Genomic DNA, 13,101 nt, shown 5'->3' with positions numbered 1-13,101 from the left:
GTGATGTGCCGGACCCGCATCCTGAACCAGGGTTCAGGTGGGCGAGGGCAGCAGGACTTCGGGTTCATCTGACGCGAGATGATCACGCCCGTCGAGCGATGTACCAAGCCCGGCTCCGGAGAGCATTGGAACAAGGAAATATTAAGCCCGACACAGTCTGCAGACGGATTGGATTTTACGCCTCGTCCGTCTTCGTGCGAGCCTTATTCAGAGTAAATGTCCATCGCCAGCCAGGGCCTGATCGAGTTTCTGGATGAGCTGCGTGGCCTTCGCGTCGGTTTCGACACTGTCTGCAGCCGAAGTGGCAACTGGTGCAGCGGGCGCTGCGGCAACAGCGGCCTGCTGCGCGGCGAGGTCGAATGCCAGGTTCAGCGAAGCCAGCACTGCAATGCGGTCGCGGGCCTTGACTTTTCCGGCATCGCGGATCTTGCACATGGCTGCGTCCACGCGTTCGACGGCTTCGCGCAGCTGCGCCTCGCCGCCATCGGGACAGCCGAGCAGATAGCTCTGGCCCATGATCTGTACTTCAATCTGCTTCATGCGGGGGAATCTTCGGAGGGTGGTTCAGCCGGCAACCGTTCGAGCAGGGCATCGAGGCGCGTGCGTGCCGCAACGAGCCGCGACTTCAGGGCGTCGCGTTCGCGCGTGAGCGCATCGACCTGCTCCTGCAGCAGCGCATTGGTGCGTTGCACCTCTTCGTGACGCACAAGCAGTCGTTCAACACGCTCGGCGATCTGATCGATAGGGCTGGAGGCGGGCATGGTTGGCGATTGTAGTTTCCCAAGGAAGCGGCCCCCAGGCGGGGCCTGGGCGTGGCATGGATTCTGCTGCCTTCCAGTTGCCTTTCAAACTCCAATAGCCAGTCAATGACCACGAAGAACAACACTTTATTCAGTCGGCGCGACCTGCTTACGCTCATTGGCAAGACCGCAGGGGGCGGCGCGATGTACCAGGCGATGACCTCGCTGGGCTTTGCCGCCGAATCCAACTACAGCGGACCACCGAAGCTCGATGGCGCAAGGAAGGGTGCGTCGGTGCTGGTTCTTGGTGCAGGCCTGGCCGGCATGGCCGCCGCGCTCGAACTGCGCAACGCGGGCTACTCGGTCAAGGTCCTCGAGTTCAGCAATCGTGCGGGCGGCCGGTGCTGGACGCTGCGCGGCGGCGACACCTTCACCGAGCTGGGTGGCGCCGTGCAGCAATGCGGCTTCGCCAAGGGTGAGTACTTCAATCCGGGACCATGGCGCATTCCCTATCACCACCATGCGGTGCTGGGCTACTGCAAGCGACTGGGCGTGGCGCTGGAGCCCTTCGTCCAGGTCAACTACAACGCACTGGTGCATTCGAGCAAGGCCTACGGCGGCAAGCCGCAGCGCTACCGCCACGTGCAGGCCGACTACCAGGGCTACGTCGCCGAACTGCTCGGCAAGGCCACGACGCAAGGCAACCTCGACGCGGCACTGACGAAGGAAGACAAGGAGAAACTGCTCGAAGGCCTGCGCCGCTGGGGTGCGCTCGACACGCAGTTCCGCTATCTCGAAGGCACCATCAGCAGCGATCGCCGCGGCTATGAGGTCGATGCGGGCGGCGGCCTCATGCCGTTGGCCAAGCCGTCGAAGCCGCTCGACATGAGCGAGCTGCTGCAATCAAACCTTTGGCGTTACATCGCCAGCGGGCAAGACTACGAATTCCAGAGCGCGATCTTCCAGCCCGTGGGCGGCATGGACATGATCGCCAAGGCATTCCAGAAAGAAGTCGGCAGCCTGATCCGCTACGGCGCCAAGGTCACGAAGATCGAGCAGAACGACCGCGGCGTGACGGTCACCTACACCGATGCATCGAAGGGCGGCGCAGTCACGCAGGCCAAGGCCGACTGGTGCCTGTGCACCATTCCGCTGTCTGTGCTGAGCCAGATCGACATCCAGGTGGGCTCGGCAATGCAGGAGGCCATCAACGCCGTGCCTTACGGCGCATCGGTGAAGGTGGGCCTGCAGTTCAAGCGCCGCTTCTGGGAAGAAGACGAGCACATCTACGGCGGCATCAGCTACACCGACCTGCCGATCTCGCGCATCTCGTACCCCTCGACGCGCTACGGCGCAAAGGGCAAGTCGGTGGTGCTGGGCGCCTACGTGTTCGACGGCCCGAACTCCTACGAATTCACCGCCATGGCGCCCGAGGAGCGCGTGCGCCGCGCGGTCGAGTTCGGCACGCAGCTGCATCCGCAGTACGCGAGCGAATTCGACAACGGCATATCGGTGGGCTGGCACCGGGTGCCCGGCACGCACGGCTGCTATGGCATATGGACCGACGAGACGCGCCAGAAGCACTACAAGAACCTGTGCCAGGTCGATGGTCGCATCGCGCTGGCCGGCGAGCACGCTTCCTACATTCCGGCCTGGCAGGAGGGCGCACTGCTCTCGTCGCTCGACGCCATACAGCGGCTGCATGCCCGCGCCGTCGCGTGAAAGCCGAGTGAAGGACACACCCACCATGAACAACAACATCACGACCTTCAAGCGCGCGCTGCTCGGCCTTTCGCTGGGTGCGCTGGCCTCGGTGGCCGGCCAGGCCGCTTTCGCGCAGTCTCCGGAGCCCGTCTTTTCCGTCGGCCCCCGATTCCAGGAGAGCTCGGGCGAGGCGATCTACCGCGCGACCTGCCAGGGCTGCCACATGGCGCAAGGGCAAGGGGCGAAGGGCGCAGGCGCCTATCCGCCGCTCGCCTCGAACCCGCGGCTCGCGAGCGCGGAATACCCGCTTTACGTGGTGATCAACGGCCAGAAGGGCATGCCTGCCTTTGGCAAGATGCTGAGCGACGAGCAGATCGCTTCCGTGGTCGGCTACGCGCGCACCCATTTCGGCAACCAGTACCCTGACGCCATTGCGGCGGAGAGCGTCAAGAAGCTGCGGCCTTGATCGGCCTTCTTCTTTTGATGCCTGGCAGACCTTTCATTCATCCATCCCAGCAGAGAGACAACACGCATGACCATGACCTCCATCACGAAGAAGCTGGCGCTCGTCGCCGCACTGCTCGCAGCCGGCACCGGCGCCGCCCATGCGGCCGATGAAATCATTCGCCACCGCATTCCGAACTCCACCTTCCCGATCTCGGCGGCGGTGGAAGTGCCGTCTTCGTTCACCAACGTCTACCTCTCGGGCCAGGTGCCGCCGCTGCAGGACGCGACCGCGCCCAAGAACAGCGCGGCGGCCTATGGCGGCGACACCAAGGGCCAGACCGTCGGTGTGCTCAAGGCCATCGAGAAGAGCCTCACAGGCCTGGGCCTGACGATGGGCGACGTGGTGAAGATGCAGGTGTTTCTCGTCGGCGATCCGGCCAAGGACAACAAGATGGACTTCGCCGGCTTCATGGAGGGCTACACCCAGTTCTTCGGCACCACCGCGCAGCCCCGGCTACCGGTGCGCTCAGCGATGCAGGTGGCGGCGCTCGCCAACCCGGCCTACCTGGTCGAGATCGAGGTGATGGCGGTGCGTCCCGCCAAGTAAAAAGCAGTGCTGCGCTACTCGCTCAGCCGCACGTAGGTGGCGAGCAGCGCGCTCTTGGCGACAACGCCCAGCAGCGCGGGGTTGTCGGCGCTCTCGATCACCGGCAGCCGCTCGCCCAGGTGGTCGAGAAAGCGCTGCAGCGCCTCGCCCAGACCGGTGTCGGCGGTGATCGGCTGGATGGTCTGCGAGAGCAGGGCGCCCGCGGTCGTTTCTGCTGGCGCCGTGCCGAGTGCCGAAAGCGGCACCACGCCGAGGTAGCGGTTGCCCGCGTCCACCACGTACAGGTACTTCACCGGGTGCTGCAGGAAGAGCCTGCTCATCGCTTCGCGGTCCGCCTCCGGGCCAACCACCGTTTCGGCAGGCTGAACCAGGTCGCGCATGTGCAGCCCGCGCAGGCGCATCTGCGTGTCCCGCTGCTCGTTGCGGTGCAGGGTGATCTCGTACATCGAGCCGGCATTGGCCGAGCGCGCGACGAAATAAGCGATGACGCTCGCCGCCATCAGCGGCAGCATGACCTGGTAGCTCAGCGTCATCTCGAAGATCATCAGGATCGCCATCAGCGGCGCCTGCGTCGCGCCCGCGAGGAACGCGCCCATGCCGACGATGGCATAGGCGAACGGTGCCGAGGTGGCCGCTGGCCACAGTGCCTGCACGCCAAGGCCGAACAGCGCGCCGACCATGCAGCCGAAGAACAGCGCCGGCGTGAACACACCACCCACCGCACCCGAGCCGGCCGTGGCCATCGTGGCGACCGCCTTGGCGACCAGCACCATCGCGATCAGCGTCCACGGCCAGGGGGTGTGCAGCACCGAATTGACCACGCTGTAGCCGTTGCCCCAGACCTCCGGCATGGGCACCGACACGGCGCCCATCACAAGCCCGCCCAATGCCAGCCGCAATGGCAGCGCAACCGGCAAGCGCGAGAACAGCGCGCGGCTGCCCTGCAGCGCGCGCAGGAAGCCGACCGCCGCAAAGCCCAGCAGCACGCCGAGCACGCAGAACAGCACGACCTCGGTGCCGTGAATTTCAGGGAACGCCGGCATCCTGTACGGTGGCTGGTAGCCGGGCAGGGCCCGCATCGCGACATTGGCGACGACCGAGGCGATGATGATCGGCCCCACGCTTTCCATCGCGATGGAGCCCAGCACGATCTCGGCGACGAAGAAGGCGCCGGCAATGGGCGCGTTGTAGGCAGCGGTAAGGCCGGCCGCCGCGCCGCAGGCCACCAGCAGCCGCAGCCGCTCGACCGGAAAGCGGAACACCCGCCCCAGCAGAGACGACGCCAGCGCCGCCAGCTGCACCATCGAGCCCTCGCGCCCGATGGAGCCGCCGGTGCCGATGCTCACCAGCGACGATGCGCTGCGCACCAGTGTCTGAACCACTGGAATGCGCCCGTTGCCGAGCACGATGGCTTCCATGTAGTCGGAGGCGGCGCTGCGCAAGGCGACGCGTTTCGCCAGCACCAGCAGGCCGCCGGCCACCAGTCCGCCCAGCGTGGGGCAGGCGATGCGCGCCCACCATGGCAGGTGCTTCGCCATTGCCACCAGCCCTTCGCCGGGACCGAGCACCAGGTGCTCGAAGTGATAGAGCGCCGCGCGAAAGAGTTCGGTGGCCAGCGTGCCGAGCAACCCGGCCACGATGGACCACAGCAGCATCGACTGCCAGCCCGAGACACCGAAGACACGCTGCAGCGCCGAACGAAGATTGAGGAATACCGAGGCGGGCCGCATCATGGCCGTCGATGTTAGCGGCGTCGCAACTTTCGACTTAAGCGGCGTCCGGCAGGGCATAAAATCCCGCCCGTTGGTGCCTGCGGCGTGGTTCACGCGCCGCGGTTCAACGGGAAGCAGGAGTGGAAGCCCCCGACCTCAGCAGGTCGGAACAAGGCCGAAGCCGCCTGCGCTGCCCCCGCAACGGTCAAGCAGACGGCGCCGCAAGGCGCCAACCCCTTTCCATCGAAGCCACTGGGCGCCCTGAAACAGGCGCCTGGGAAGGCGAAGAGGGGCCTTTCTGCCAGCCCGGATACCGGCCAACAAGGCGGCTGCCGCATGCGCGATTTGATCTGTGCATGGGGCGGCCATGGCGCCCAGGCGCTGGCGGGGAGGCCGGCGAGGGGTATTGACGTTCGTTCGGCTCATTCATGATTTCCCACGTTTGCTTTTCTCGCGGCCGCGCTCCTGCGCGCCGTCTCCGCCACGCCTGCCTGCCGCTGGCGCTGGCTTCCGCCTTCGGTGGCCTGGCCCATGCACAAGACGCCCCCACGCTGGGCGAAACGGTGGTCACGGCCAACCGCACGCCGCAGGCGCTGTCGGACCTGGTGGGCGACGTGTCCATCATCGACCGCAAGACCATCGAGCGCAGCGGTGCGACCGGCGTGGCCGACGTGCTGGCGCGCCTGCCCGGCATCGAGATCTCGCGCAGCGGCGGCGTGGGCAACACCACCAGCCTGTTCATCCGCGGCGCCGAAACGCGCTTCACGGCCGTGTACCTCGACGGCGTGCGCATCGACTCGCAATCGACCGGCGGCGCCGGTTGGGAAGGCATTCCGCTCTCGCAGATCGACCGCATCGAAGTGCTGCGCGGCCCGGCCGCCGCGGTGTATGGCTCCGATGCCGTGGGCGGCGTGATCCAGCTCTTCACCAAGCGCGGCGAAGAGGGCGTGTCGCCTTACGCGGGCATCGGCTTCGGCAGCCGAGGCCTGCGCAAGATCGAAGGCGGCGTGAGCGGCAAGTCGGGCCTGTTCGACTATTCGTTCGGCGTGGCGCACGAGGAAAGCAAGGGCTACAACGTGCAGCCCGCAAGCAAGCGCAACGTGGTGAAAGACGGCTACACCAGCCCCGACCGCGACGGCTACAACAGCACCTCGGGCAACGTGAAGCTGGGCTTCCAGATCACGCCCGACCAGCGCCTGGAGGCCACGCTGCTCACCAGTGACATCAAGGCCGGCTACGACGCCACCGTCTCCTACAGGACCAAGCCGCCGATCCTGTTCCGCGACGACGTGTCGAACAACACGCTGCGCACCGCCGGCCTGACCTGGTCGGCCAAGTGGAACGACATCTACAGCACCCGCGTGCAGGTGACCGATTCGCAGTCGGTCTACAAGACGCAGCCTTCGTTCTACCGCACCGAAACCAACCTGCGCGGTTACCTGTTCCAGAACGAGTTCCGCTTCGGCCCGCACCTGGTGACGGCCACCCTCGAGCGCCGCGAAGATGCGCTCGAAAACGCACCTACCACCTCGTCGAAGCTGCTGTCGCGCGACCGTTCGCAGGACGCGATTTCGCTCGGCTACGGCTTCGTGCAGGGCCCGCATTCGCTGCAACTGCACGTGCGCCACGACAGGGACAGCGAGTTCGGCGGCAAGACGACGGGCAGCGCGGCCTATGGCTATGCCATCACGCCGTCGTTGCGCTTCACGGCATCGGCCGGCACCGCCTTCCGCGTGCCCACGCTGTACCAGCGCTTCAGCGAATACGGTGTGTCCACCCTGCAACCCGAAAGCAGCCAGAACGTCGAGCTGGGCATGAACTACGCCAAGGACGGCACCACCGCCGGCATCGTGGTGTATCGCAACCGCGTGCGCAACCTCATCAACTTCGTCGGCACCGCCAAGGGCTGTGCCTCGACGTTCGGCTGCTACACCAACGTGAACCGTGCCACCCTGCAGGGCGCCACGCTGTCGGCCAGCCAGCGCCTGGGCGATGTCACGCTGCGTGCCTCGCTCGACGTGCAGGACCCGAAGGACGCCGACACCGGCAACCTGCTCGCACGCCGCTCCAAGCGCCATGGCACCCTGGGCGCCGACTGGCGCATCGCTGGCTGGACGCTGGGCGCCGAAGTGCAGTCCTCGAGCAAGCGTTATGACGATTCGGCCAACACCATCAAGCTCGGTGGCTACACCGTGCTGAACCTGTCGGCCAGCACGCAGATCACGCGTGACCTCAACCTCGTGGCGCGCGTCGACAATGCAGGCAACAAGGACTACCAGTTCGCGCGGCTGTATGCCAATGCCGGCCGCACCGCGTACGTCGGTCTCAAGTGGACGCCTCACTAAGCCAAGCTCCCCAACCAGGCGACACCGCCGGTGCCGCGGCAGCCTCGTGCGCCGCGGTGCTGGTGGCCGCCCCGGCTTCGGGGCAGGGCAAGACCACCGTTGCGGCGGCGCTCGCGCGGTTGCATGCGCGCCAGGGCCGGCGCGTGCGCGCCTTCAAGTGCGGGCCCGACTTTCTCGACCCGCACTGGCTGGCGCTGGCCACCGGCGCGCCGGTGCATTCGCTCGACCTCTGGATGACTGGCGAGGCCGATTGCCGGGCGCGCCTGCGCGCCGCGGCGGCCGAGTGCGACTTGCTGATCGTCGAAGGCGTGATGGGCCTGTTCGACGGCACGCCAAGCGCGGCCGACCTGGCCGAGCGCTTCGGCCTGCCGGTGCTGGCGGTGATCGACGCGCACGCCATGGCGGGCACCTTCGGCGCGCTGGCCTACGGGCTGCAGAACTTCCGGCCCGGCTTGCCATGGGCTGGCGTGCTGGCGAACCGCGTGGCCAGCGAAAGGCATGCGGGCATGCTGAAGGACTCGCTGCGCGAGCCTTCGCAATGGCTAGGCGCCTTGCCGCGCGACGCGGGGTTCACGTTGCCCGAGCGGCATCTGGGGCTCGTGGCCGCCACCGAGCTCGGTGATGCGATGGCGCGTCTCGACGCGGCGGCCGATGTGCTGGCCGCCACGCCGCTTGGCCAGATGCAGATCGGCCAATTGCCGCAGGTGCGTTTCGAGGCACCCGTATCCGACGAGGCAGAAGCCGTGCCGCCGCTGCTCGCTGGCAACACCATCGCCATTGCGCGCGATGCCGCCTTCTCGTTCATCTATCCCGCGAACCTCGACGTGCTCACGGCACTGGGGGCACGGCTGTCCTTTTTCTCGCCGCTTGCGGGCGATGCCCTGCCAGCTTGCGACGCGGTCTGGCTACCTGGCGGCTACCCGGAGCTGCACGCCGAAGCACTGGCCGCCTGCGCGCCGATGCGCGAATCGCTCGCCGCGCACGCCGCTGCGGGCAAGGCGGTCTGGGCCGAGTGCGGCGGCATGATGGCGCTGTTCGACGAACTGGCCACGCAAGACGACGCGCAGGTTCACCGCCTCTGGGGCCTGCTGCCGGGCCGCGTGACCATGCAGAAGCGGCTCGCCGGCCTTGGTCCGCAACAGCTCACCCTCGGCAGCCACACCTTGCGCGGACACACCTTCCACTATTCGCGCTGCGAAACGCCACTGGCGCCCGCCGCGCTCACTGCCAGGCCCGGCGCGACGCAGCCCGTGGGCGCACGCGGCGGCGAGGCGCTGTACGTGCACGGCCCGGTGCGCGCGAGCTATTTCCATGCGTGGTTTGCCTCCAGCCCGCAAGCCACGGCCCGCCTTTTCGGCGCCATGCCCATCGAGTTGGAGAGCCATGCCGCAATCGAATAAGCCGAAGACCGTCGAGCACGAGTTCATCCTGGGCGGCCAGAAGAGCGGCAAGTCGCGCCGCGCCGAGCAGCGCGCGATCGACTGGTTCGCGGCCGATTCCCGCACGCATCGCGCCGTGCTGATCGCCACCGCGCAGGCCTACGACGACGAGATGCTGGAGCGCATCGTGCGCCACCAGGCCGACCGCGCCGAACGCGTGCCCGGCATGCGCACCATCGAGGAGCCAGTCGAGCTCGCGCGCGCAATCGTCACGCAGAGCACGCCCGAGACGCTGGTGGTGGTCGACTGCCTCACGCTGTGGCTCACGAACCTGCTGATGCCCTTGCACTCCGAAGACGCCCGCCCCGTGACGCGCACCCCGGCGACGCACATCGCCATGCTGCTGGTCGCGTTGCGCGAGGCGCGCGGGCCGGTGGTGCTTGTCGGCAACGAGATCGGCCTGGGCGTGATCCCGTTGGGCCGCGAGACGCGCGCCTTCGTCGACGCGCTCGGCCGGCTGAACCAGGACGTGGCCGCCGCCTGCGGCCGCGTCACCCTGATGGCCGCAGGCCTGCCGTTGAGCCTGAAAGCGCCTGCTGCATGAAGAAGAAAAAGATGATGCGCACTCCGCTGGCTGCCCTCGGCCTGGCCCTGTTCGCGCTGGCCGCGCATGCATTTGACGTGGTCGACGAGCGCGGCGTAACCGTGAGCCTGCCGCAGCCACCGCAGCGCATCGTCACGCTGCTGCCATCGCTCACAGAATCGGTCTGCGCGCTCGGCGCCTGCAACCGGCTGGTGGGCGTCGATCGCTATTCCAACTCGCCCGAACAGGTGAAGGCGCTGCCGCAGCTCGGCGGCGGGATCGACCCGAACGTCGAGGCCATCGTCGCGCTCAAGCCCGACGCGGTGCTGCTTGCCAAGTCGTCGCGCGTCACGCAGCGGCTCGAAGCGCTGGGCCTGAAGGTGCTGGTGCTTGAACCCAAGAGCCATGCCGACGTGCAACGCGTGCTCGACAAGCTCGACCAGGTGCTCGGCACGCACGAAGCGCCGAAGGTCTGGCGCGTGATCGATGCCAGCGTGTCGGCCGCCGCGCAGTCGGTGCCCGCGAGCGCCAAGGGCACGCGCGTGTACTTCGAAGTGAACAGCGCGCCGTACGCGGCGGGCGAGTCGTCGTTCATCGGCGAAACGCTCACGCGGCTCGGAATGAGGAACATCGTGCCGGCTTCGCTCGGCCCGTTCCCCAAGCTCAACCCCGAATATGTGGTGCGCGCGAACCCCGACCTCATCATGGTCAGCGTTCGCAGCGCGCAGGGGCTGGAGCAGCGCCCCGGCTGGGCCGGCATCCGCGCGGTGCGTGAAGGCCGCATCTGCCGCTTCAGCGCGGAACAGTCCGACGTGCTCGTGCGCCCCGGCCCACGCATGGACGAGGCCGCGCGCCTGATGGCGCAGTGCCTTGCCGACAAGGGAAGCAAGCGGTGAACGCAGCGCGAAGGCACACGGTCCATCTGCGCCGCGTCTTGCTGCTCGGCGCCGGCCTGCTGGTGGCGGGCGCCGCGCTGATGGTGCTGGGCCTGGGCATCGGCAGCACCGGCTTTGAGAGCCTGCTCGCGGCGCGGCACGACCCGGTGGCGCTGCAGATCGTGTGGGACATCCGCCTGCCGCGCACGCTGGGCGCATGGCTGGCCGGCGCGCTGCTGGGGCTGGCGGGCGCGGTGGCGCAGGGGCTGTTCCGCAATCCGCTGGCCGACCCGTACTTGCTGGGCAGCGCCTCGGGCGCCTCACTGGGCGTGGCACTGGCGCTGTTGATGTTCGGCGGTTCCGCCGCCAGCGCACAGTGGGTGATGCGGCTCGGGCTCACCGGCGCGGCCTTTCTCGGCGCGGTGCTGGCGGTAATGCTCACGCTGATGCTGGCGCGGGGCGTGCAGCAGACGCTGCGGCTGTTGCTGGCCGGCGTGATCGTCGGCGTGGTGCTCGGCGCGGCGAAAGACCTCATCACCATCGCTTCGGCAGACATCCTGCAGGCCATTCAGGGATTCATTCTCGGCAGCACCGGCCTTGTCGGCTGGAGCGCCTGCGCGGTGATGGCGATGGTCGGCGCGGTCTGCCTGCTGCTGGCCTGGGCGTTGGCGCCGGTGCTCGACGGGCTCGCGCTCGGTGAGGCCACGGCGCGCAGCCTCGGCCTGCCGTTGGGCGCGATGCGCGCGGCGCTGGTCGTGGTGCTGGCACTGGCCACAGGCGCAGCCGTGGCGCAGACCGGGTTGATCGCCTTCGTCGGCCTGGCGGCGCCGCACCTCGTGCGCTCGGCCATCAAGACCACGCACGCGCGGCTGATCCTGCTGTCGGCGCTGATGGGCGGGCTGCTGCTGATGGCGGCCGACCTGCTGGCGCGCTGGCTGATCGCACCGCAGGAACTGCCGGTTGGTGTGCTCACGGCCGTGCTGGGCGGCAGCTACCTGCTGTGGCTGATGCACCGGCGCAGCGCGCGGAGTGGCGTGGCATGAGCAGCAGGCACAACAACACCCCGGCTCTCGAAGCACGCCGCGTGAGCGCCACGCTCGGCGTCACCGAGGTGCTGCACGACATCGATCTGGCGCTGTCGTCGGCCCGCTGGACCAGCATCGTCGGCCCGAACGGTGCGGGCAAGTCGACACTGCTGAAGGCGCTCGCGGGCCTGCTCGCGCACCGAGGCGAGGTGCGGCTCTTCGGCGAGGCGCAGAACAAGGTGCCGGCGCGCATCCGTGCCCAGCGCCTTTCCTGGCTCGGCCAGAGCGGCACGGGCGAGGGCAGCGCCGACGACCTGATGGTCTACGACGTCGCCATGCTCGGCCGCCTGCCGCACCAGCGCTGGCTGGCTGCTCCCAGCGAGGCTGACCGCGAGGCGGTGGAGCGCGCGCTGCGCAGCACGCAGGCCTGGGACTGGCGCGACCGCCCGCTGGGCCAGCTCTCCGGCGGCGAACGTCAACGGGTGCTATTGGCGCGCGCGCTCGCGGTCGAGGCCGAACTGCTGCTGATGGACGAACCGCTTGCCAACCTCGACCCTCCGCATCAGGCCGACTGGATGCAGACCGCTCGCGCGCTTGTGGCCGAAGGCAAGACCGTGGTCAGCGTGCTGCACGAGCTGCCGATGGCGCTGGCGGCCGACGAACTCGTTGTGATGGATAGCGGCCGGGTGGTGCACCACGGCGGCTGCAGCGACCCTGCTACCCACGCCGCGCTGGAGCAGGTGTTCGACCATCGCATTCGGGTGCACCGGGTGGCCGAGCAATGGATTGCGTTGCCGTTATGAGATGTGCTGTGTTTTCGGTGCGTTGTTCGGGGCGCGATCACGCCGACGGGGTACCTTGCTCCGCGAATGTCCCCCGGCCTGCGGCCTCCTCCTTTATTTCGCTGCGCAAGGCACCCCATCGGCGTGATCGTTCAGCGCCGTCGTTGATCGGCCGGCACAACAGCAGCGCTCATGTGCGAATGGCATCGGGTGCTCCCCGCAGCGAAATAAAGGAGGAGGCCGCAGGCCGGGGGACATTCGCGGAGGGGAGTACCCGGTGTCATTCGCACGCACCCCGAAACAGCAGCCCCGAAACTGAACTGGAAAAGCCATGCAAATAGAGACACCCCCAAGCGAAAAGCCATACGAGAAGCCAGAAGGCGAACGCAGAGGCCTCGTCATCGTCAACACAGGCGACGGCAAGGGCAAGAGCACCGCCGCCTTCGGCCTCGCGCTGCGCGCACATGGCCGCGGCAAGGCCGTGAAGATCTACCAGTTCATGAAGGTGCCGACCGCGCGCTTCGGCGAACACCGGATGTTCGAGCAGATCGGCATTCCGATCGAAGGGCTCGGCGACGGCTTCAGCTGGAAGAGCCAGGACCTCGAACGCTCCGGGCAACTGGCGCGCGACGGCTGGGAGAAGGCCAAGGCTGCGATCCTGTCGGGCGAGTTCTTCCTGGTGGTGCTCGACGAGATCACCTATCCGCTGATCTACGGTTGGCTGCCTCTGGAAGGCGTGCTCGAAACGCTGCGCGCGCGGCCAAAGCACGTGCACGTGGTGCTCACCGGCCGGCGCTGCCCGCCCGAGATCATCGAGCTGGCCGACACGGTGACCGAGATGACGTTGATCAAGCACGCCTTCAAGGCCGGCATTCCTGCGCAACGCGGCATCGAAGATTGAG

Annotated in this window: 13 protein-coding genes and 1 riboswitch; of the genes, 10 read left to right on the top strand and 3 right to left on the bottom strand. The window is 67.7% G+C overall.

What is annotated here, in order from left to right; genetic code table 11:
- Positions 1-207: 207 nt before the first annotated feature.
- Positions 208-540 (bottom strand): cell division protein ZapA, encoded by a 333-nt coding sequence (locus ACSFCA_RS01645; protein WP_435458400.1) that lies wholly within the window; start codon positions 538-540, stop codon positions 208-210.
- Positions 537-761: a hypothetical protein gene (locus ACSFCA_RS01640; RefSeq protein WP_019652365.1), complete on the bottom strand. Its 225-nt coding sequence runs from the start codon at positions 759-761 to the stop codon at positions 537-539. The genes ACSFCA_RS01645 and ACSFCA_RS01640 overlap by 4 nt, the downstream gene beginning before the upstream one ends.
- A gap of 105 nt (positions 762-866) precedes the next feature.
- Between ACSFCA_RS01640 and ACSFCA_RS01635 the strand changes: the two genes are divergently transcribed.
- The 3 genes from ACSFCA_RS01635 (at position 867) to ACSFCA_RS01625 (ending at position 3,498) form a co-directional block, all read left to right on the top strand.
- On the top strand, positions 867-2,462 hold the full coding sequence (locus ACSFCA_RS01635) for a flavin monoamine oxidase family protein (protein ID WP_435458399.1): 1,596 nt from the start codon (positions 867-869) through the stop codon (positions 2,460-2,462).
- A 25-nt stretch (positions 2,463-2,487) separates the two neighbouring features.
- Positions 2,488-2,910: a c-type cytochrome gene (locus ACSFCA_RS01630; protein WP_258354436.1), complete on the top strand. Its 423-nt coding sequence runs from the start codon at positions 2,488-2,490 to the stop codon at positions 2,908-2,910.
- Positions 2,911-2,976: 66 nt separating this feature from the next.
- Positions 2,977-3,498: a RidA family protein gene (locus tag ACSFCA_RS01625; protein ID WP_218132233.1), complete on the top strand. Its 522-nt coding sequence runs from the start codon at positions 2,977-2,979 to the stop codon at positions 3,496-3,498.
- Positions 3,499-3,512: 14 nt separating this feature from the next.
- On the opposite strand, the gene ACSFCA_RS01620 is transcribed toward ACSFCA_RS01625, so the two are convergent.
- A complete protein-coding gene (locus ACSFCA_RS01620; RefSeq protein ID WP_435458398.1) occupies positions 3,513-5,231 on the bottom strand; it encodes a ClcB-like voltage-gated chloride channel protein in 1,719 nt (572 codons plus the stop codon).
- 55 nt (positions 5,232-5,286) lie between these two features.
- Positions 5,287-5,546: riboswitch (cobalamin riboswitch) on the top strand.
- 92 nt (positions 5,547-5,638) lie between these two features.
- On the opposite strand from ACSFCA_RS01620, the gene ACSFCA_RS01615 reads away from it, so the two are divergent.
- The 7 genes from ACSFCA_RS01615 to cobO all read left to right on the top strand — a co-directional run bounded on the left by ACSFCA_RS01615 (position 5,639) and on the right by cobO (position 13,100).
- On the top strand, positions 5,639-7,555 hold the full coding sequence (locus tag ACSFCA_RS01615; protein WP_435458397.1) for a TonB-dependent receptor domain-containing protein: 1,917 nt from the start codon (positions 5,639-5,641) through the stop codon (positions 7,553-7,555).
- Entirely contained in the window at positions 7,540-8,955 is a 1,416-nt protein-coding gene (locus tag ACSFCA_RS01610) for a cobyrinic acid a,c-diamide synthase CobB (protein WP_435458396.1), read from the top strand. The genes ACSFCA_RS01615 and ACSFCA_RS01610 overlap by 16 nt, the downstream gene beginning before the upstream one ends.
- Positions 8,939-9,538, top strand: a complete 600-nt coding sequence (locus ACSFCA_RS01605) for a bifunctional adenosylcobinamide kinase/adenosylcobinamide-phosphate guanylyltransferase (RefSeq protein WP_435458395.1) — start codon at positions 8,939-8,941, stop codon at positions 9,536-9,538. Before ACSFCA_RS01610 ends, ACSFCA_RS01605 begins: the two co-directional genes overlap by 17 nt.
- Positions 9,535-10,413 carry an ABC transporter substrate-binding protein gene (locus ACSFCA_RS01600; protein WP_435458394.1) on the top strand — a complete coding sequence of 293 codons (879 nt, stop codon included), beginning with the start codon at positions 9,535-9,537 and terminating at the stop codon, positions 10,411-10,413. The genes ACSFCA_RS01605 and ACSFCA_RS01600 overlap by 4 nt, the downstream gene beginning before the upstream one ends.
- Entirely contained in the window at positions 10,410-11,435 is a 1,026-nt protein-coding gene (locus ACSFCA_RS01595) for a FecCD family ABC transporter permease (RefSeq protein WP_435458393.1), read from the top strand. The genes ACSFCA_RS01600 and ACSFCA_RS01595 overlap by 4 nt, the downstream gene beginning before the upstream one ends.
- Positions 11,432-12,220 (top strand): ABC transporter ATP-binding protein, encoded by a 789-nt coding sequence (locus ACSFCA_RS01590; protein WP_435458392.1) that lies wholly within the window; start codon positions 11,432-11,434, stop codon positions 12,218-12,220. Before ACSFCA_RS01595 ends, ACSFCA_RS01590 begins: the two co-directional genes overlap by 4 nt.
- A gap of 310 nt (positions 12,221-12,530) precedes the next feature.
- The gene (cobO, locus tag ACSFCA_RS01585) at positions 12,531-13,100 is read left to right on the top strand and encodes a cob(I)yrinic acid a,c-diamide adenosyltransferase (protein WP_258354444.1); all 570 of its coding nucleotides are present in this window, start codon (positions 12,531-12,533) and stop codon (positions 13,098-13,100) included.
- Position 13,101 lies beyond the last annotated feature (1 nt).

Origin of the sequence: Variovorax multivorans (assembly GCF_051216835.1) — a bacterium.
Classification (GTDB): Bacteria; Pseudomonadota; Gammaproteobacteria; order Burkholderiales; family Burkholderiaceae_C; genus Variovorax.
The sequence above is the reverse complement of the archived record's forward strand: the minus strand, read 5'-3'. Positions and strand labels throughout refer to the sequence as shown.